The 19,384-nt window shown below is 35.4% G+C and carries 19 protein-coding genes and 1 riboswitch; of the genes, 15 read left to right on the top strand and 4 right to left on the bottom strand.

What is annotated here, in order from left to right; translation table 11 throughout:
* Nucleotides 1-186 precede the first annotated feature (186 nt).
* The 3 genes from ACYIAL_RS01600 to rlmKL all read left to right on the top strand — a co-directional run bounded on the left by ACYIAL_RS01600 (nucleotide 187) and on the right by rlmKL (nucleotide 4,712).
* On the top strand, nucleotides 187-1,233 hold the full coding sequence (locus ACYIAL_RS01600; protein WP_483748281.1) for a LacI family DNA-binding transcriptional regulator: 1,047 nt from the start codon (nucleotides 187-189) through the stop codon (nucleotides 1,231-1,233).
* A 444-nt stretch (nucleotides 1,234-1,677) separates the two neighbouring features.
* Nucleotides 1,678-2,223 (top strand): RNA 2'-phosphotransferase, encoded by a 546-nt coding sequence (gene kptA / locus ACYIAL_RS01595; protein WP_483750792.1) that lies wholly within the window; start codon nucleotides 1,678-1,680, stop codon nucleotides 2,221-2,223.
* A 368-nt stretch (nucleotides 2,224-2,591) separates the two neighbouring features.
* The gene (gene rlmKL, locus ACYIAL_RS01590) at nucleotides 2,592-4,712 is read left to right on the top strand and encodes a bifunctional 23S rRNA (guanine(2069)-N(7))-methyltransferase RlmK/23S rRNA (guanine(2445)-N(2))-methyltransferase RlmL (protein ID WP_483748279.1); all 2,121 of its coding nucleotides are present in this window, start codon (nucleotides 2,592-2,594) and stop codon (nucleotides 4,710-4,712) included.
* 102 nt (nucleotides 4,713-4,814) lie between these two features.
* Here the strand turns inward: rlmKL and ACYIAL_RS01585 are convergent, their stop codons facing one another.
* From ACYIAL_RS01585 to ACYIAL_RS01575, 3 genes are all read right to left on the bottom strand, one after another.
* A complete protein-coding gene (locus tag ACYIAL_RS01585; RefSeq protein WP_483750791.1) occupies nucleotides 4,815-5,783 on the bottom strand; it encodes a hypothetical protein in 969 nt (322 codons plus the stop codon).
* Nucleotides 5,784-6,017: 234 nt separating this feature from the next.
* Nucleotides 6,018-6,305 carry a hypothetical protein gene (locus ACYIAL_RS01580; RefSeq protein WP_483750790.1) on the bottom strand — a complete coding sequence of 96 codons (288 nt, stop codon included), beginning with the start codon at nucleotides 6,303-6,305 and terminating at the stop codon, nucleotides 6,018-6,020.
* A 735-nt stretch (nucleotides 6,306-7,040) separates the two neighbouring features.
* Nucleotides 7,041-7,469: a universal stress protein gene (locus ACYIAL_RS01575; RefSeq protein WP_174797619.1), complete on the bottom strand. Its 429-nt coding sequence runs from the start codon at nucleotides 7,467-7,469 to the stop codon at nucleotides 7,041-7,043.
* A 133-nt stretch (nucleotides 7,470-7,602) separates the two neighbouring features.
* Here ACYIAL_RS01575 and ACYIAL_RS01570 point away from each other — a divergent pair, with 133 nt between their 5' ends.
* Both ACYIAL_RS01570 and ACYIAL_RS01565 read left to right on the top strand, forming a co-directional pair.
* Nucleotides 7,603-8,007 carry a GNAT family N-acetyltransferase gene (locus ACYIAL_RS01570; RefSeq protein ID WP_174797618.1) on the top strand — a complete coding sequence of 135 codons (405 nt, stop codon included), beginning with the start codon at nucleotides 7,603-7,605 and terminating at the stop codon, nucleotides 8,005-8,007.
* A gap of 1 nt (nucleotide 8,008) precedes the next feature.
* Entirely contained in the window at nucleotides 8,009-8,590 is a 582-nt protein-coding gene (locus ACYIAL_RS01565) for a Maf family protein (RefSeq protein ID WP_174797617.1), read from the top strand.
* A gap of 27 nt (nucleotides 8,591-8,617) precedes the next feature.
* Here the strand turns inward: ACYIAL_RS01565 and ACYIAL_RS01560 are convergent, their stop codons facing one another.
* Nucleotides 8,618-8,740 (bottom strand): hypothetical protein, encoded by a 123-nt coding sequence (locus ACYIAL_RS01560; RefSeq protein ID WP_255458453.1) that lies wholly within the window; start codon nucleotides 8,738-8,740, stop codon nucleotides 8,618-8,620.
* Nucleotides 8,741-9,613: 873 nt separating this feature from the next.
* On the opposite strand from ACYIAL_RS01560, the gene ACYIAL_RS01555 reads away from it, so the two are divergent.
* From ACYIAL_RS01555 to trkA, 10 genes are all read left to right on the top strand, one after another.
* On the top strand, nucleotides 9,614-11,056 hold the full coding sequence (locus ACYIAL_RS01555) for an LTA synthase family protein (RefSeq protein WP_483750789.1): 1,443 nt from the start codon (nucleotides 9,614-9,616) through the stop codon (nucleotides 11,054-11,056).
* 9 nt (nucleotides 11,057-11,065) lie between these two features.
* Nucleotides 11,066-11,689, top strand: coding sequence for a LysE family translocator (locus ACYIAL_RS01550; protein ID WP_483750788.1), 624 nt, complete (start codon nucleotides 11,066-11,068; stop codon nucleotides 11,687-11,689).
* A gap of 199 nt (nucleotides 11,690-11,888) precedes the next feature.
* Nucleotides 11,889-12,851 (top strand): arabinose-5-phosphate isomerase GutQ, encoded by a 963-nt coding sequence (gene gutQ / locus ACYIAL_RS01545; RefSeq protein WP_483750787.1) that lies wholly within the window; start codon nucleotides 11,889-11,891, stop codon nucleotides 12,849-12,851.
* Nucleotides 12,852-13,037: 186 nt separating this feature from the next.
* Nucleotides 13,038-13,559, top strand: a complete 522-nt coding sequence (gene aroK / locus ACYIAL_RS01540) for a shikimate kinase AroK (protein WP_065638066.1) — start codon at nucleotides 13,038-13,040, stop codon at nucleotides 13,557-13,559.
* A 67-nt stretch (nucleotides 13,560-13,626) separates the two neighbouring features.
* Nucleotides 13,627-14,457, top strand: coding sequence for an SPOR domain-containing protein (locus ACYIAL_RS01535; protein WP_174797613.1), 831 nt, complete (start codon nucleotides 13,627-13,629; stop codon nucleotides 14,455-14,457).
* Between the two features lie 48 nt (nucleotides 14,458-14,505).
* Nucleotides 14,506-15,327, top strand: a complete 822-nt coding sequence (locus ACYIAL_RS01530) for a Dam family site-specific DNA-(adenine-N6)-methyltransferase (protein WP_174797612.1) — start codon at nucleotides 14,506-14,508, stop codon at nucleotides 15,325-15,327.
* Nucleotides 15,328-15,365: 38 nt separating this feature from the next.
* A complete protein-coding gene (rpe, locus tag ACYIAL_RS01525; RefSeq protein ID WP_174797611.1) occupies nucleotides 15,366-16,043 on the top strand; it encodes a ribulose-phosphate 3-epimerase in 678 nt (225 codons plus the stop codon).
* Complete coding sequence (locus tag ACYIAL_RS01520) at nucleotides 16,036-16,731, top strand: phosphoglycolate phosphatase (RefSeq protein ID WP_174797610.1); 696 nt, start codon at nucleotides 16,036-16,038, stop codon at nucleotides 16,729-16,731. Before rpe ends, ACYIAL_RS01520 begins: the two co-directional genes overlap by 8 nt.
* Before the next feature lie 23 nt (nucleotides 16,732-16,754).
* The gene (trpS, locus tag ACYIAL_RS01515) at nucleotides 16,755-17,750 is read left to right on the top strand and encodes a tryptophan--tRNA ligase (protein ID WP_174797609.1); all 996 of its coding nucleotides are present in this window, start codon (nucleotides 16,755-16,757) and stop codon (nucleotides 17,748-17,750) included.
* A 108-nt stretch (nucleotides 17,751-17,858) separates the two neighbouring features.
* Complete coding sequence (trkA, locus tag ACYIAL_RS01510; protein WP_483747931.1) at nucleotides 17,859-19,220, top strand: Trk system potassium transporter TrkA; 1,362 nt, start codon at nucleotides 17,859-17,861, stop codon at nucleotides 19,218-19,220.
* A 39-nt stretch (nucleotides 19,221-19,259) separates the two neighbouring features.
* A riboswitch (TPP riboswitch) is annotated at nucleotides 19,260-19,361 on the top strand.
* The last annotated feature ends 23 nt before the right edge of the window (nucleotides 19,362-19,384 follow it).

The raw sequence follows: 19,384 nt of genomic DNA, 5'->3' as shown, positions 1-19,384 counted from the left end.
CCACACTATATAATATGGTTATATTATTTATGCCATGCTTTAATAAAACATATCCATTTAAACTTCTTTAGATATCTGTCATAGATATTTTGGAACATAGATCGACAAAACAAAATTTGATCGCTTACAAATCAACCTGATATCGGTAAAGTAATAAGTCACTTTAATCCACTTTTAAGCGTAATTATGACAAAAATTACCCTATCAACGATTGCCAAAAAAGCCAATATTTCTGTTGCTTCAGTTTCTCGAGTGTTAAAAAAGCCACATTTGACATCGCCTCAAACTCAGTTACGTGTTTATCAAGCTATTGAGGCGTTAAATATGGACACATCAAAAAACTTCAACCCTTATCAACCAATACATAATAGTAAAAAAATATTAATTATTGATAACCAACTGTTTTCAAAAAGCTTAATCAATATTGGTTTAGAGCAAGTTTTAAAAGAAGAACAGTATCAACTGTTTTATCTGCAGTTTCCTTATAATAAAAAAAGTGATATCCATCATATTATTCGTTATGTGGCACAAAATGCCTTTGATGGGATTATTATTATCAATGATGCCCCATACTTAAAAACACTGTTCTCTTATAAAAGCACATTACCCCCCATTGTATTAGTTAATCATTTTTCACTTGATTTTGTTTGTGTTCACTTTGACCATTTATTCATTGGGTATCAAATGACGCAATATTTGATTGATAATCATCATAACCAAATTGCCATTTTACTTAATGATGACAAAACGATGAATTCAGTACTTTTGCAGCAAGGTTATAAGCAAGCTTTGTTACGCGCAAATATTACTATCGAACCCAGGTATATTATTCAAGGCTGCTTTACCTATCAACATGCTAGATCAGCTATTAAAAAATTAATAAACGGCACAAAAACACCCACTGCTGTGATTTGTGCCGATAACTTTAGCTTAAATTACTTACACGAAAATCATTTTAAAGAGCAACATCATCGTTCACCTGATTGCATGGTTTTGGGAACATTACATCAAGCCAATGAAAGTAAAGCAAAACTGACTAAACCACTTACGATATCGTATTTTAGTGCCTCTAAAGAACTTAAATACAATGAATTAGATAGTTTATGCAAAATTTGTAAACCTTTGTTTAAAATGGGGAAACAGTCAGCTACCTTACTGTGTGACATTATTAAAGGCACAATAAAACCCATTAAACATTGTACAATCATTAACGCTGAATCGATGTTTTATTAATGTTTGAGATGCACGGTTTTTACTAAACTTATTTTGATTAACGTCGATTGTGGAACTTGCCTTGTAGATTTAAACTATGCAATTGGGCATGATTAACGTTTCATACCCATTTTACTTACCAAATGCGTGTGATCGTCTTCACCGCAAATAGCAATCGTGCCTTCCGATACTACACATGTAAAAATAATTCAGGATTCTATACCGTTAAAATAAAAAATATTTGTTTTTAAATGATTTATTGATTGGATATGCAAAAGGAAAAGCCAACCATTGCAAAAGGAATGCAATTAATATCAGTATAAATTTTATGTTGTCAGTTACATAGCTCAAGGGAACAAGCCTATCCCTAAACCACAATCGGCTATAAAAGGGTATGACTTACGAGTTTTTAAAGGGATTGATAAGATCTATAATAGTTGATAGGAAGAATAAAGGATATAAAACATGAACAATCAATTAAATAAAACGAGTAAATTTTTAAGTTATATTTTAAGACATCAACCAGAAGCTATTGGTATAACCTTAGATACTGAAGGATGGGTCGATATTAATATCTTGATCCTACAAGCTAATCAACATGGTGAATCACTTACCAAAGAATTAATCGAAGAAGTTGTCAAAACAAGCGATAAAAGACGTTTTATGATTTCAGAAGATGGTTTAAAAATACGCGCAGCACAAGGACATTCAACTCAACAAGTTAAAATTAAGTATGTTGAACAAGTACCACCCGAATTTTTATATCATGGTACAGCAACGCGCTTTATTGATTCAATAAAAAAACAAGGATTAATTGCAGGTGATCGCCATTATGTCCATTTATCTATTAATGAACAGACAGCTAATACTGTAGGGAAACGCCACGGTAAATCTATTGTATTAAAGGTAAAAGCCTTACTAATGCATCAACAAGGCTTTAAGTTTTATCTAGCTGATAATGGCGTTTGGTTAACCAATAATGTTCATACTGACTTTTTAATATTTGACTAAACCTAATTCAGCCCTATCAGCTTTATATTGGGCTGATTCTGCTTTGGCTTGTTTTGACTATTTGTCATCAAAATTATAAAAACTACCACTATCACCCTATCTTGAGAATGGAAAAGTATTGTCATTACTCTCTAAAACAGTGCAACCTCCAGAATCCACAAAAAAATAAAATCAATGCACTTATCAAATATTTTTTGATAAGTAAAATTACAAATTTTATCTGTACTTAAATGTATAGATTTCATTAAACTTCCTTACAAAATTATTATCACTCATTAAACAATATTCTTGTTAAATTCAGCCTTTATTTCCCACTATTGCAATTAGTCGGTATAATGCCAGCAATTTTATTGTAAAGTGGATTATGCATGAAAACGCTATTTGCCAGCACATCTCGCGGGCTTGAAGAGTTATTAAAAAAAGAGTTAGAACAAATTGGTTCAACCAATTGTAAGATTACGCAAGGCGGTGTCTATTTTGATGCCAACGAAACAACTTTATATCAATCACTATTATGGTCACGTTTAGCATCGCGTATTTTATTGCCAATAGCCGAATTTGATATCTATAGCGATTTAGATCTGTATTCTTGCGTGTTCAATATTAAATGGACTGATATTTTTGCTGTCGATAACGCTTTTGTGATTAACTTTGTTGGTGTTAATGAGTTTATTCGTAATAGCCAATATGGTGCACTTAAGATCAAAGATGCTATTGTCGATCATTTTTTACGTAATACCAACCAACGACCCAATGTAGCAAAGCAAGATCCAGATATTCGGCTTCATGCTTATTTAAATAAAAACCATGTCACACTGTCTTTAGATTTGAGTGGTAATAGCTTACATGAGCGTGGTTATCGCCAGCAAACGGGGCAAGCACCATTAAAAGAGACCCTTGCTGCTGCCATTATTATGCGTTCAGGTTGGCAAAGTGATGAACCATTACTTGACCCAATGTGTGGTTCGGGCACGCTACTGATTGAAGCCGCTATGATTGCATCAAAAATCCCACCGGGATTACAACGCAAACAATGGGGATTTTTTGCTTGGAAAGGCTTTAATCCAACTTTATGGAATGAGCTATTATTTTCAGCCAAACAAAATGTTTGCAAACCCAATACCCCTTTTATTGGTTACGATAATAACTCAGCAGTACTTGAACGAGCCAAACAAAATGCCATCCAAGCAGGTGTGGGTGATTTAATTACGTTTTCAGTGCAAGATGTAACGCAATTAAGTAATCCATTACTAGCACAAACAACCGGTATGATTATTAGCAATCCACCTTATGGCGAACGCTTAGAAAGTGAGCCAGCACTTATTGCTTTGCATACGGCACTCGGTCAACAAATTAAACAAAATTTTGGTGGGTGGAAATTATCGCTATTTAGCGGCGCACCACAATTATTAGATTGCTTACAAATGCGAGCAGACAGACAATTCAAAGCCAAAAATGGTCCGCTGGACTGTATACAAAAAAATTATGTCATTGCTCAGCGTAACACTGAACATCCAATCAATAATCCAACGTTGCCAGCTACAGACTTTGCTAATCGATTACGCAAAAATAGACAAAAGTTAGAAAAATGGGCGGCTCAAGAACAGCTAGAATGCTATCGACTTTATGATGCGGATTTACCTGAATACAACGTTGCTATCGATCGTTATAAAGATAAAATAGTAATGCAAGAATATGCCGCACCTAAAAATATTGATCCACAAAAAACGCGCCAGCGACTTTTTGATATTATCAATGCAACCATGTCAGTACTTGAACTTACTGCCGATCAGCTAGTATTAAAAACGCGTGAAAAGCAAAAAGGTAAACAGCAATACCAAAAGCTTGGGCAAAAGCAGGACTATTTTTTAGTACATGAATACCCAATTAATCAACGCAAAACCGCATTTTGGGTCAATGTGACCGATTATTTAGATACCGGCTTGTTTTTAGATCATCGCTTAGCACGAAAAATGATTGGTGAAATGAGTGCCGGCAAGGACTTTTTAAATCTATTTGCCTATACAGGTAGCGCAACAGTTTATGCCGGACTTGGCGGAGCAAAATCAACCACCACGGTCGATATGTCACGCACCTATTTGGAATGGGCTGATCGCAATTTAAAACAAAACGGTTTAACGGGTAAAAAACATCGATTAATTCAGGCTGATTGTTTGCTCTATTTATCTCAGGCTGATGAGCAATTCGATTTAATTTTTATCGATCCGCCTACATTTTCAAACTCGAAACGCATGCACGAAACCTTTGATGTTCAGCGTGATCACCTAAAATTGATGACCGATTTAAAACGCTTGTTACGTCCTAATGGAACAATTATCTTTTCGAATAATAAGCGTGGTTTTAAAATGGATAGTGTTGGTATGCAAAACCTAGGTTTAACCTATCAAGAAATTACCAATAAAACGCTATCGCTTGATTTTAAACGTAACAAACAGATTCACTGTTGTTTTATTGTGAAACATCAATAAATGAAACCGCCTACATGGCGGTTGATTTCATCTAAAAATTAAAATGATAACCAAATAAATTTTATTCGTTTTTTTTATTGCAGAAAAACTACCTTTTCAATATTACGGTGAGATACAAAACGTCCGTCCCGCTTTTGCTGTCATTGGCTTTGAAGATATTCGTCCATACGAATCAACTAAGTAATAGTTATCATTTTTATGATGATTGCTTACCCAAACCTCAGTATTTGATCCCCAAGGAAGTCGCCATAATTCTCGACTCCCCCATTCAGGATAGAATCCCCCTTTAAGTTGAGCTTGAGCCACATATTCCTCACGACTAGGAGGATAACCTTGATTCCAATCCAGTTTAGGATTTTTCATATTGGTTAACTCTGGTATAGTCGGAAGTCTATACCCTATACGTTCACAGTATGCACTACTTTCTTTAAATGTTGGCTGATTGTAATTTGATTTAATGATCCATTGACTGATTGTAAAACTATATATAGGTTTAGTTTTAGCTTTATCAGCATAAATTATAAAAGTTGTAGGGGTGAAAGATGTGTCTGATTGCCCTTCTTTGGGTCCTAATAGAGTAATTATAGCCTCATTAGGGAATCGACCATAGTACGTAATATCATCATATTCACCCACGCCATTAATAGTTAAATTAATATTCGAATTTGCTGGCTGTTTACTATAACTTAGTTCGTTATGCAAGATACCGGCAACGGTTAAAGTAAACTGTAAAGAATCGCCGGCAATGGTTGGAAAGTTAGACGAAGGCTGGTTAATATTTTGCAGTAAAAACCCTCTCTTTCGCCCTCTATACAAATAAATATCGTTTGGATCGTCAATATCAATAGTGCCTGATTTCCACTCCTTTCCTATATGATCAGCTCTTGGATCTTGGTATATTGGAAATGCCCAACAGACGTAGGGATTAGAAACTGTAGGTTTAACATGTACAATAAATAGTTTCTCAAAAGACCATCTGTCCTGCTTCCAGACATTTTCAGGCACCCCTGAAGACTCAGATGGTATCCCTAATTCGGTCGTAACTGATGAAATGCTAGACTTTAAAATCAATCTATAGCTATAACGGCAAGGATCAATAGGATCACTACGCTTATAACCAAATTGAGGCTCACTTATCCACCAATCTTCATCAACTAGATGATCTCCGTTATCAGCTATGATTAGTGTTAGCTCGCCGGCTCCTGACTTAATCTTGTCGCCATCATCATCAAAAAAATATTCTCTATTGTCACGGCTATTAAATTGTATTTCTTGCTCATGAAGTTCTGCCCAATCCGGTATTGATTAATTTTTAGGCACGACCGAATCAATATCGGCAAACGTTTTGAACGACTCTGGTAATAAAATAGGATTTTGTGGTGACGAGGGATTGTTTGCTGGGGTATATCGAAAAGTTTTATTACCCATTTTATAACTCATCCAAAGCGTATCTTCAGTGCTTGATATTTTGGTTCTACCTCCATCAAAACTTATATAAGGTGCGCTACCCATAATAACATTAGCTGTTTCTACAACATAGGTATTTTCCGTATTTACAGCACTTACAACATTGCTATTAAAAATTAATAACAAGCTAATACCGATAAATTGTCGTCTGATAAGGAAAGATAGAAACCTTGATTTTGAGCAATGGCAATCGCAAAATATTTGCGAATTAGAAAAACTTAAAACGGATAGTTTTTGTTTTGTAATTACCTGTAATTTATGACAGGCCATCAAACGGCTATTCCTTCGCATGCTTTCAATCCTTGATTACAATCTATATTTATTTTATGGAAATTTTTTGTTCATCAAATCTATGGAAAGTATAAATAAGTTGCCATGGTTTTGTAAATGTAGCTTTTATAAAATTTTTTAATTTATATCAAAGAAAAGGATCAACATCGTGGCTGCTTTAGTGTTTTTTATTGTAGTTCGGTTTTGAATACTAAAAAATATCAGAGTTTTATACTAACTTAATAAAATATCAACCCAAAGTCACACAAAAATTTAGTTAATATTTTTATTTAATTTATTTTTTCAATTATCTATTAACATCAAACGTCGTTAATAACCGACTCACCACCTGAAAATTCAAAGCATATTGAAATTCTTTTGCAGTGATATAAGCGCCTTATAAAGTGAATTGGTTGATTATTTTTTTTAAACATTAAACGTTAATTGACTAAAAATTAAAAACTTAATCATTTTCACGGGGGTCATTTTTACTGTACATTCCCCCCGTTTGCCTAGCTATACTGATTAAAAATAATTTAGATTACAACAGCAAATAACAACCAAAATCATACTCAACATATAAGCTAAAATCTATCTGACCACCAATACCGAAGTTTGAGCACCACGAACCACCCCAGCAGCATTCGATCCTAAAAGATGCGTTGAAATATTAGGACGGCGTGATCCTAAAATAATTAAGTCTGGTTTGATTTCGTCAGCTAATGCAAGGATTTCATCCCTTGGATGACCAAATGCGATAGAAAAAGATAAATGTTCATGCGGCAAATTAATCGAATCCATTAATTGATGGAGGTATTGTTCTGTTTGTACTGTTGCATGATCTTTAAATTCATCAAATCCAAAAGAATAAGCATTGATAATAGCCGATGAAACAGGCAAGGCATGAAAAAAGATGACTTCAGCATTAGACAATCTGGCTAAGCACTCTACATGTGGAATGACTTTTTTAGTTAATTCATCTTCAAGCACATCGATAGGAACTAAAATTTTTTTGTACATAACCCCCTCCTTGCTTTGTTATAGATTAGATTATATATTCAGCGAAACTAGAATAGGTTTTACCTAGCTAGTATGATACTAATTTTAAATGTAATCCTTAATTATTTTTATTCGTTTTATGATGGAGATCAACATGAATTGCATTATTTATCGTTCTGATGTCAAACCGACACTCGAACAAGCCACCACCCTTTATTGTCATTGTTCATTAGGCAAGCGTCGTCCACTTACCGATACCGTACGCTTTCAAGCTATGTTAGATAATGCTAATTTGGTGGTAACTGCTTGGCATGATGATAAATTGATTGGCATTGCGCGTTGTTTAACGGATTTTGTTTATATCACTTATTTGGCAGATCTCGCGGTGGATGAAAATTATCAACGACAAGGCATCGGAAAGCAATTAATTAAAGAAGTGAAAAACAATACTGACAAATCATGTTCAATTACTCTACTAGCTGCACCACAGGCAGTTGATTATTATGCCCATATCGGTTTTAATGCGCATCCTTCAGCTTGGATTTTAAGAGATAATTAAAATGAGAATCATATTAGCCTCGACTTCACCATCACGTAAAAAGATACTTGAAAAATTAGCTATCCCTTTCGATTGTGTGCCACCTATATGCGATGAAACACCGCTAGTCGGCGAATCAGCTCAGCAATTGGTGGTTCGGCTAGCAAAACTTAAAGCACAATCATTAGTGACAGACTACCCGAATAGCTTAATTATCGGATCGGATCAAGTTGGTGTCTTAGATAATCAAATCGTTTGCAAACCACATACTGTTGAAAACGCACGCACACAACTCAAAAACAGCAGTGGTAAAGCCTTTTATTTTTATACGGGAATGACCGTTATTAATACGCAATCAATGCAATCAACAAGCATTTGCGAACCATTTAAAGTGACCTTTCGTTCATTAAACGATGCGGAAATTGATGCTTATATTGCTAAAGAGATGCCACTACAATGCGCAGGCAGTTTTAAATGTGACGAACTGGGCATTACTCTGTTTGATAAACTAGAAGGCGATGATATTAATTCATTGGTTGGCTTGCCATTACTAAAACTCAATAAAATTATGATCGAAATGGGTTGCAATCCGCTGTTAATATAGGATAAATTGAATTAATAAATTACTAACTCAATCAACAAACTGTCCGGCTGATATTTTCATCAATTTTTGACTATAACCAGCAATATCATGATCATGAGCAACAATCAATAACGCTGTACCTTGTTGATGAATTTGAGTAAGTAATTGCATAATCTCGGTTGCACTCTCTTCATCAAGATCACTGGTTGGCTCATCGGCAATAATTATTTGAGGTCTACAAATTAGTGCTCACAATATCGCAATACGGCGCATTTCACCACCAGACATATGACAGGATAGGCATCTTGTCGGTGACTTATTTTAGCTTTTTCAAGCAGACTTTTTGCCTCACTTAAGCTAGTTTGATTTGGGCGTTTGATTAGATAAAAGAGTGATTGGATATAGTCAAGTGCCATTAAATTAGGTAGTGAATTGCTGCCTTAAAGTATACCCTGTTTTAATGTAAAATTTAACCTGTTTTAAAAAATTGTTAAATAAATATTGTTTAATATTAATTAGTTATGTTATTTAAACCAGTAACTGATAGCGGCTAAACACCTTTGCTAAACAAGTCATTTAAGCAACCTGATGCTTTATCGATTAAAATCTATAACTAGTTAAATTTAAAATAATTTTACAATGAAACGGTATAGAATCCTGAATATTTTTTACAAAAATTACTCTAATTTTGCACCAATAAAATAAGGGATAATTCTTATATAAATGAAAAACTCACTCACACAACTGGGGAAAAGCAGAAAGCGTAATACTTCCCTTAATAGTTATATGGCATTATCCGCAAATATTTAGCGGTTCAAAAGATAGGAAATTAAAACTTAAGTTATTTATTAATAATCATAATTAAATAAAAACGCATAAAGCGATTTTTGGTAAAATGCCTTATGCAGTTTTAGCAAATTATTTTAATCATGCAGCGTAAACAACTCGGTGTTTTTCTACATATTAGCCGATATTTTTATTTTTTGTGTATTAAGTATATACTTTGGCAAAATTGATTTTTGAATAAATTGAGTAACAGATCGTATGCCATTATCGACATTAATTATTTTACCCCTTTTTATTATTACAATTGTTTTTGCCTCGCTTTTTAAACAGAAAAATTGGCAACTTTTAACCATAACTTTGCTGACGGTTTTTATTGTAATGGAGCTCACTTCTATCTACTTTAGTGGTGGCTTTATTGATTATCAGTTTTATGTAAATTTAAACATTAATGACATCATCGAAGGGCTATTTATTTTTAAATTGCAAGCTGTATTGGTTATTGTTGTCTTTTTTACCCTTATATTTTTGCTAACAAAACTCGCTGATTTGTGCAAACGCAAATGTCATTTAGCAGTCCGCTTGTTATTAAGCTTTTTAGCAATAGCATCAATTAGTTATCACAATGGCCCATTCAGCCGTTTATACGAAATCTATCAAGTCACGAGCGCACCTCGTAAGCCATTTGAACAAGCGTTACAATCGCTCAACATGACTAACTATACCAACAAAAATCAGCTTGTTAGCCATCAGGGTAAAAATATTATTGTGCTATCTTTGGAATCGTTTGAACAAGGCTTTTTTGATGTTGAAGATATAACGCCAAATTTACGACAACTACGTCAAAATTATACCTTTTTCGCTAATATGCCAATGAGCCCTGGTAGCACTTGGACTACCGCATCAATGTACACTTATATGACCGGTATGCCTTTTTTAATTGGCGGCTATACCACATCACCATTAATGCGTGCAGATAAAACAAACTTAGTCAGTTTGGGGGATGTGCTTAAACAAGCGGGATATCAAACCCGTTATGTCATGGCAAGCCCTGATTTTGCTGGCATTGGTCATACTGCTGAGCTGTTTGGTATGCAAGTTATTTCCGAAAAAAACTATGTTGGACAATATCCACCGGCACCTTTTGGGTTGTATGACAAAGATATTTTCGATGTTGCACAAAAACAAATTAGCGACATGCGCCAAACAAATAAACCCTTTGCTTTGTTTGTTTCAACTGTTTCAACCCATGCACCAAATGGTTTTGCTGATGAACGAATGCGATCGGTTATTTCACCAAAGACGGATAATATGTCGTTTGTTGCAGCTTCGTTAGATCATAACTTAGGACTTTTTATCCAACAATTAAAAGATAAAGGATTATTGGAAAACACGGTATTTTACATTTTTCCAGATCATTTAATGATGGGTTCTGGCACACCAACAATCAATCGTCTTTCAAAAAAAGAGCGCAAACTTTATTTATTAACAAATGCACGCACACAAGATCTACAAAAAACGTCTGATCAAACCATTTATCAAATAGATTTGCCGCGTTTAATTTTAAACGGCGCACAAGTTGAAAGTAACGCCAAATTTTTGACAGACTATTTAACCGAGCCTAATTTTGATAAAAAACAGTTTATTGAACAAAATAAATCCACCATTGCAACAATCAATAATTCAGCCCAAGTGTTCAAATAGGCAAACAAAATGACGTCTGATACATTCATTTTAGTCACCACAATCAGCTTTTTAGGAATGATTTCACCTGGACCTGATTTCTTTTTAATACTAAAAAATAGTTTGAGTTATAACCGTAAATTGGCTTTACTCACCTGTTTAGGTGTCATCACAGCCATTTTAGTTCATATGAGCTACTGTGTTGCAGGCATTGCAGTACTCATCACTACCACACCGCTACTTTATAATGCTTTACGTTATGCAGGTGCTGCTTATCTAATATGGCTTGGTATAAAGGCATTAATTACCTCAAAACCAAATACGACCTATATAGGTAAGCAACAAAACAAACCGTCAATTTCGGCTAAATCAGCCTTTATACAAGGATTTTTATGTAATTTACTTAATCCTAAAGCAACCTTATTTTTTCTAGCTATTTTTACTCAAGTACTTGATGCCGAATCCTCAACGATGGATAAGCTTATCGTTGCAATGATTATTGGGATTGAAGCCGTTTTTTGGTGGCCTTTTGTGGTGTTTATTTTTCAAACGCAAAGCGTGCAACGGCGTTATTTTAGAATTCAATTTATAATTGATAAATTACTTGGGATCATTTTAATTATCTTGGGAATTAAAGTTATTTTGGGAGTTTAAATGATTAAAGTTTAAGGGAGGGATAGATATTCATACTAAAAAGCATACTTTCCTGAAAGTTTTTTACAAATAGGCTTTCTTCTTTGAATATTCCCCCGTTAATTGTTAAACTGATACTAATTTAGCTTTATAATCATTTTGCCTTTATTTACCGATTATAGATTAACCGTTCACTTTTTTATTCAATAGGCTAATTGAAATGGATAAATTATTACAATATGGTCGAGAGCTTCTTGAATTAGAGATACACGAAGCACAAAAATTACCAGATCGACTAGGCAACGATTTTGTTAACGCATGTCAGCTTATTTTAAGCACCAAAGGTAAAGTTGTGGTTTCAGGTATTGGCAAGTCTGGGCATATAGGTAAAAAAATTGCGGCTTCATTAGCCAGTACAGGCAGTCCAGCATTTTTTATGCATCCATCAGAAGCCTTGCATGGCGATTTAGGAATGGTAACACCAAACGATGTAGCTGTTTTAATTTCTTACTCAGGCCGAGCCAAGGAATTTAATTTAATTTTACCTATTCTTGCCGAAATGAAAGTACCCGTTATTGCTATTACTGGAGGATTAGATTCACCGCTGGCTAAATCAGCCCAAGCCATTCTTGATATTTCAATTGAAAAAGAAGCATGTCCAATGGGGCTTGCACCAACATCAAGTTCAACCAACACGTTATTAATGGGCGATGCGCTAGCAATTGCTGTCATGCGCGCACGAGGCTTTAAAGAAGAAGATTTTGCACGCTCTCACCCTGCTGGTAGCTTAGGTGCCAAATTACTCAATCATGTGAGGGATGTAATGCGAACTGGCGATCAAATTCCTAAAGTTTCACAAACGGCAACGGTGTTAGATGCCATGCTAGAATTAAGTCGAACAGGTGTAGGTTTAGTTGCAATCTGTCAGGATAATAATAAAATAACGGGTGTATTTACCGATGGCGATCTACGCCGATTATTATTAAAAAATGGTACATTACAAGATAGCATTATGGACGTTATGACCAGCCCAGGGCATCGCATCCCTGAAAAATGGAAAGCGGTTGAAGCGTTAAAATCATTTAATGATCATAATATTACCGCCGCTCCAGTGGTTAACAGTGAAGGTGAATTAGTAGGCGCGTTAAACATCCATGATTTGCATCAAGCTGGTATTAGCTAAAACTATTGATAAATACCTATTGCCAAAAGGTGCTATCTATTGAGATAATTACCGTCCTAAATTTTTGTCGTTAGACGGAGATCAAAGAAAAGTTACACAATTGAATTCTGGTTTGGTTTTTTGAATCACATCAAATTGATATTGTGTTGTATATTTTAACCAAAATTAATAGATGATGAAACTACAATGGCAGAAAAGCGAAATATCTTTCTAATTGGCCCTATGGGGGCAGGAAAAAGCACAATAGGCCGACAAATTGCACAACAACTAGGTATGGATTTTTTTGACTCGGATCAAGAGATTGAAAAACGTACCGGCGCCGATATTGCATGGATTTTTGACCTAGAAGGGGAAGACGGATTCCGTGCCAGAGAAGAAAAAGTCATTAATGAATTGACTGAAAAACAGGGTGTCGTTCTTGCAACTGGCGGAGGTTCTGTCTTATCTAAAGAGACACGCAATCGATTATCCGCTCGAGGAATTGTTGTCTATCTTGAAACAACCATTGAAAAACAAATGGCAAGAACACAAAAAGATAAACGTCGACCTTTATTACAAGGTGGTAACACACCTCGAGAGCTTTACGAAGAGCTTGCCGGTGAGCGCGAACCACTTTACGAAGAAATTGCCGATATTACAATTAAAACCGATGAACAAAGTGCTAAAGGTGTTGCAAGTTATATTATTGATAAAATAGAGCAGATTTAAGTCATTTATTTTAGGGATAATGGCTAATCATAAAGCAATAAATCTTTTGATAGGTTAAGGAGTAAGTATGCGTGTAGATAAAGATGACCGTTATATATCAGAACAACCTAGTAAGGACTCTACGCTTTCATTAAAATTGCCAAACCTTTTTAAAGATTTTCCAAAGAAAAAATTAATTATTTTTTGTTTAGCAATTGTGATGCTTTTATTGCTTAGCTTGATTATCTTTCATTCTGCTCGTAAAAAAGAAGCAACACCATTAACGCCACCAGAGGTTAATGGTGTCACTTCAACAGAAGAAACCAATAATGTTGGGATTAGTGAAAATCAAACTAGAATTGCTGATTCGATAGAGGAAGTGCTTTCAGACAATGCATTAAATCAAGCGAATATGCAACAGCCACTTGAATCCGATGATGAGACAAATGATAGCCTAACTTCATCAGCAAATAATCAAAATAGGGGTTATAGAGTAAATGGTCATTCTGCGACAATATTAAATAGCAGAGCTAATACTAATAAGTCTAGTAATACAAATATTACACAATCAACCAATACAAAAAAAAATAGCCATAATAAAAACTCAGCTAGTCGTAAAGATGAAAATAGTGATTTAGGAAAAAACATTAAGATAAAAAATGATCGTTATGTCATTCAGCTTAGTGCATCTAAATCAGTTGAAGGTTTAAAAAAATTCGTTAAACAAAACAATATAACGGATTACCATATTTATGAAACTAAACATAAAGATGGTTCATGGTTTATTTTAATCAAAGGCAACTATTCATCAGTAGATGAAGCACATAAAGCAATCAAGGCTTTACCAAGTGCACTACAAAAAGACAAACCATGGGTTAAATCGGGTGCAACGATTAATAAAGAAAAAGCATCAAAATAGCAAAGAATATCGTTTATTTATCCGATCAACGACAAATAGGAGCATCCGTTGAAGAAGCACCGAGCCTTTTTAAAATGGGCTGGAGGAAAATATGAGCTAGTGGAAACAATTAAACAATATCTGCCAGAAGGTGATCAACTGATTGAACCTTTTGTCGGCGCTGGTTCCGTATTTTTGAATACCAACTACAAAAGTTATATTTTAGCGGATATTAATCATGATTTAATTTCATTATACAAATTGCTAAAATCAAGTCCTGATCAATTTATCCATGACTTGAAATTGCTATTTGTCGCTCAAAATAATCAACCTGAAGCGTTTTATCAGCTTCGAGAAGTATTTAATCGCAGCCAAGACCAGTATTTTAGATCACTATTATTTGTCTATCTAAATCGGCATGGTTATAACGGCTTATGTCGTTATAACAACAAAGGACTATTTAACGTACCATTTGGGCGTTACAAGACCGTTTATTTTCCTGAAAAAGAACTCTATTTTTTTGCGGAAAAAGCGCAAAAAGCACAGTTTATTTGCGCACCTTATCACGAGGTGATGAAGAAAGCGAAAAAAAATTCGGTCATTTATTGTGATCCGCCCTATGTATCTCCAAATGAATCAGCGGGTTTTACTGCTTATTATTCAAATATTTTTGGATTTGAAGAACATAAAAACTTGTCACAATTGGCTGAAACCATGGCATATAAAAAAGATATACCGGTATTAGTGTCTAATCATTATACTGATTACACAATGAGCCTTTATAGTAAAGCTAGTCATCTTTATCAAGCAGAAATGCGACGTTCAATTAGCTGTGCAGGTGAAGGTCGTAAAAAAATCGACGAGATCTTAGCATTATATAAAAAGTCATAATCAGGCTTGAATATAAGGTGAGTTATTAGAGGTAGGTTATGAAAAAATTTATTATTGCCCCATCAATATTATCAGCTGATTTTGCTCGTCTTGGTGAGGACACTCAAAAAGTGCTTGATGCTGGTGCTGATGTTATCCATTTTGATGTCATGGATAACCATTTTGTACCAAATCTAACCATGGGAGCTATGTTTTGTAAAGCACTGCGAGACTATGGCATTACCGCACCTATTGACGTCCATTTAATGGTATCACCGGTTGAAGAACTCATCACCGCTTTTGCCAAAGCTGGCGCAACCAATATCTCTATCCACCCAGAAGCGACTATTCATTTGGATCGCTCTTTACAATTAATTAAAGATCACGGCTGCACGGCAGGTATTGTGCTTAACCCTGCCACACCGCTTGATTGTTTAGATTATATTATTGATAAAATTGATATTATTTTATTAATGAGTGTTAATCCAGGTTTTGGAGGACAATCGTTTATACCTTCCACAATTAAGAAATTACAACAAACCAAACAGCGTATTATTGAATCTGGGCGCGATATTCGTTTAGAAGTTGATGGTGGCGTAAAAGTTGAAAATATTGCGGAAATAGCCAAAGCAGGTGCCGATATGTTTGTTGCAGGCTCCGCCATATTTAGCCAGCCTGATTATAAAACCGTCATTGATGCCATGCGTAAAGAGTTAGCAGGAGTTATACATGAATAAACTAAAAGATATTCAAGCAATCGCATTTGATTTAGATGGTACATTGGTTGATAGTGTGCCGGGGCTGGCACTGGCTACACAAAATATGTTGGCAGAGCTGAATCTACCGACAATTAGCAATGAACAAGTCAAAAATTTTGTCGGTAATGGTATTGATATCATGCTCGAGCGAGTATTTCAAGCAATTCAAGTTGATCCATCAACTGAGCTACTTGCAAAAGCTAAAAATCTATTTAACCAGCATTATGATAAAGTTATTGATGCAGAAACGAAACTGTTTCCCAATGTTAAAGAAACCCTAAAAGTGCTTCATGATAATCATTATCCGCTGGCATTAGTGACCAATAAACCTGCTCAATTTTTACCGGCCTTGCTGACTTCCTTAGGTATAAAAGAGTACTTTTCGTTAGTACTTGGTGGTGGTGATGTGATTAAATTAAAACCACACCCAGCGCCGTTGTATCAAGTAATGGCTACATTTGGATTGTTTAGTGATCAGTTACTTTTTGTTGGCGATTCTAAAAATGATATTACCGCCGCTCAAAATGCTAACTGTCCAACCATCGCCTTAAGCTATGGCTATAACTATGGTATTTCGATCGCAACCAGCAACCCTGATTTTTTATTAGATGATTTTAAAGACATATTAACATTATTACCTCAGCCAAAAGCTGATGCAAAAAAATAATTAGCATAAATTAGGAACAAATTATGAGTAAACCGATTGTATTTAGTGGCGCTCAGCCTTCAGGAGAATTAACACTTGGCAACTATTTAGGTGCGTTAAAAAATTGGGTGGCTCTGCAAGGTGAATATGATTGCGTTTATTGTATCGTCAATCAACATGCGATCACTGTACGCCAAGATCCCGACAAACTACGCAAAGCCACATTAGATACATTAGCGCTTTATTTAGCTTGCGGCATTGATCCCCAAAAGAGCACTATTTTTGTACAATCACACGTCCCAGCACATACCGAATTAGGCTGGGCATTAAATTGTTACACCTATTTTGGTGAGCTCAGTCGTATGACTCAATTTAAAGATAAATCGTCTCGTCATTCTGAAAACATTAATGCCGGTTTGTTTGATTATCCAGTGCTGATGGCTGCCGATATTTTGCTTTATCAAGCCAACTTAGTACCTGTTGGCGACGATCAAAAACAACATCTTGAATTATCGCGTGATATTGCTATGCGCTTTAATGCACTTTATGGCGATATATTTACTGTTCCTGAGCCATTTATTGCCAAAGTGGGCGCCCGCGTTATGTCACTGCAAGAGCCAACTAAAAAAATGTCTAAATCAGATGAAAACCGCAATAATGTGATTGGATTACTCGAAAATCCTAAAGATATTGAGAAAAAAATCAAACGTGCGATGACCGATTCTGACGAACCGCCAGTGGTACGTTACGACATAAAAAATAAAGCTGGTGTTTCAAACCTACTTGATATTTTAACTGGCGTGACAGGTAAACCGATTGCCGAGCTTGAAAAAGAATTTGAAGGCAAAATGTATGGCCATCTCAAAACCGAAGTTGCAACGCAAGTCATCGATATGCTAACTACTTTACAAGCCAAGTATCATCAGTACCGGGATGACGAAAGTTATCTGTTTTCAATCATGCAAGAAGGTGCCGAAAAAGCACGTTCAAAGGCCGAACCAACTTTGAAAAAAGTCTATGATGCAATCGGTTTTGTATAATTGCCAAATCAATAATTGATTATTACTAAAAATAAAACAGTATGCAATGGCTTTAATAGACTAAATAAATTGGCAACAATTAAAGCCATTTAACTATACAGGTTAGTTATGAAGATTATTATTCTTGGTGCCGGACAAACAGGTAGTGCGCTTGCTGAATATCTCGTTACCGAAAAACAAAACGATGTTACTGTGGTTGATGAAAACCATGACAAATTACAATCTCTACAAGAACGTTTCGATTTACAGGTGATTTGTGGGAAATCATCCTATCCTCAAGTATTAGAAAATGCCGGTGCTGAATCAGCGGATATGCTTGTCGCTGTAACGAATTCTGACGAAGTCAATATGATGGCCTGCCAAATTGGTCATGTTATGTTTAAAATCCCACAAAAGGTCGCACGCATTCGAGCGCCTGAATACAATGACGAAAATTACCCGCTGTTCAATAAAGATTGTATTAATATCGATCATATCATTGCCCCAGAAAACCTTATCACTAATCATATTAGTCAATTAGTACAATATCCTGGTTCGCTACAATTTGCGTCTTTTTATCATAATCGTGTCTGTTTAGTGGCTGTGACTGCCTATTATGGCGGTGCGTTAGTTGGCAGTGAATTATCTGGACTTAAAGAGCATTTACCACATGTTGAAGCTCGTGTCGTGGCAATTTATCGTAAAAATCGCTTTATCCGCCCGCTTGGTTCCACCCTTATTGAAGCCGGTGATATGGTCTACTTTATAACCCCACCCGTCAATATCAAAGCGGTGACCAGTGAGTTACAACGGTTAGAAAAGCCCTATAAACGTATCATTATTAGTGGTGGTGGTGGCGTGGCTGTCGCTTTAGCAAAACGTTTAGAAAATGACTATCACGTCAAATTAATTGAGCGAAATGCTGAGCGAGCCGAATTAATCGCTGAGCAACTCGTTAATACAACAGTATTACATGGTGAATCATCAGATCAAGAATTACTTTCACAAGAACAAGTCGAACTTACTGATCTGTTTATTGCTGTTACCAATGATGATGAATCCAATATCATGTCCTCCATGCTTGCTAAAAGGATGGGAGCTAAAAAAGTGATTGTATTGATTCAACGCCAAGCCTATCTTGAACTGATTAATGATAGTGTGATTGATATTGCAATTTCCCCACAGCACGCTACGATTTCAGAGCTGTTAAGTCATGTAAGACAAACAGGCGTTGTTAAAGTCGTATCATTAAGACAAGGTGAATCCGAAATTGTCGAAATTGTTGCCACTGGTCGTAGTGAAACATCAAAACTCGTTGGCAAAAATATTAATGGCTTAAAACTGCCTTCTGGTGCAACCATTGGAGCTGTAGTGCGCGGTGAAGATGTCATTATCGTTAATACCGATTTAATGATAGAAGACAATGATCATCTAATCATATTTTTGCCAGATAGAAAGGCAATTACGGACATTGAAAAATTATTACAATAACTTGTTAAAAATAGATCATCAGTCCATAATAATTAAATAAATTTCGACTCGGGGTGTTTTTTGTTTCAACAAAAAACTGAGATTTTACCCGTTGAACCTGATCTGGATTATGCCAGCGTAGGGAAGTCTAAGCCATAAATTCACTAAATTGGTCAATTCTTCCC

This window comes from Gilliamella sp. X-57 (assembly GCF_057063565.1).
The sequence above is the reverse complement of the archived record's forward strand: the minus strand, read 5'-3'. Positions and strand labels throughout refer to the sequence as shown.

Bases quoted from the DNA above. Each gene is read 5' to 3' on its own strand.
- ACYIAL_RS01600 (WP_483748281.1), top strand. From the start codon at position 187: ATGACAAAAATTACCCTATCAACGATTGCCAAAAAAGCCAATATTTCT.
- ACYIAL_RS01555 (WP_483750789.1), top strand. From the start codon at position 9,614: ATGCCATTATCGACATTAATTATTTTACCCCTTTTTATTATTACAATT.
- ACYIAL_RS01570 (WP_174797618.1), top strand. From the start codon at position 7,603: ATGAATTGCATTATTTATCGTTCTGATGTCAAACCGACACTCGAACAA.
- ACYIAL_RS01565 (WP_174797617.1), top strand. From the start codon at position 8,009: ATGAGAATCATATTAGCCTCGACTTCACCATCACGTAAAAAGATACTT.
- kptA (WP_483750792.1), top strand. From the start codon at position 1,678: ATGAACAATCAATTAAATAAAACGAGTAAATTTTTAAGTTATATTTTA.
- ACYIAL_RS01560 (WP_255458453.1), bottom strand. From the start codon at position 8,740: ATGCAATTACTTACTCAAATTCATCAACAAGGTACAGCGTTATTGATT.
- ACYIAL_RS01550 (WP_483750788.1), top strand. From the start codon at position 11,066: ATGACGTCTGATACATTCATTTTAGTCACCACAATCAGCTTTTTAGGA.
- ACYIAL_RS01575 (WP_174797619.1), bottom strand. From the start codon at position 7,469: ATGTACAAAAAAATTTTAGTTCCTATCGATGTGCTTGAAGATGAATTA.
- aroK (WP_065638066.1), top strand. From the start codon at position 13,038: ATGGCAGAAAAGCGAAATATCTTTCTAATTGGCCCTATGGGGGCAGGA.
- trpS (WP_174797609.1), top strand. From the start codon at position 16,755: ATGAGTAAACCGATTGTATTTAGTGGCGCTCAGCCTTCAGGAGAATTA.
- gutQ (WP_483750787.1), top strand. From the start codon at position 11,889: ATGGATAAATTATTACAATATGGTCGAGAGCTTCTTGAATTAGAGATA.
- rlmKL (WP_483748279.1), top strand. From the start codon at position 2,592: ATGAAAACGCTATTTGCCAGCACATCTCGCGGGCTTGAAGAGTTATTA.
- ACYIAL_RS01535 (WP_174797613.1), top strand. From the start codon at position 13,627: ATGCGTGTAGATAAAGATGACCGTTATATATCAGAACAACCTAGTAAG.
- trkA (WP_483747931.1), top strand. From the start codon at position 17,859: ATGAAGATTATTATTCTTGGTGCCGGACAAACAGGTAGTGCGCTTGCT.
- ACYIAL_RS01520 (WP_174797610.1), top strand. From the start codon at position 16,036: ATGAATAAACTAAAAGATATTCAAGCAATCGCATTTGATTTAGATGGT.
- rpe (WP_174797611.1), top strand. From the start codon at position 15,366: ATGAAAAAATTTATTATTGCCCCATCAATATTATCAGCTGATTTTGCT.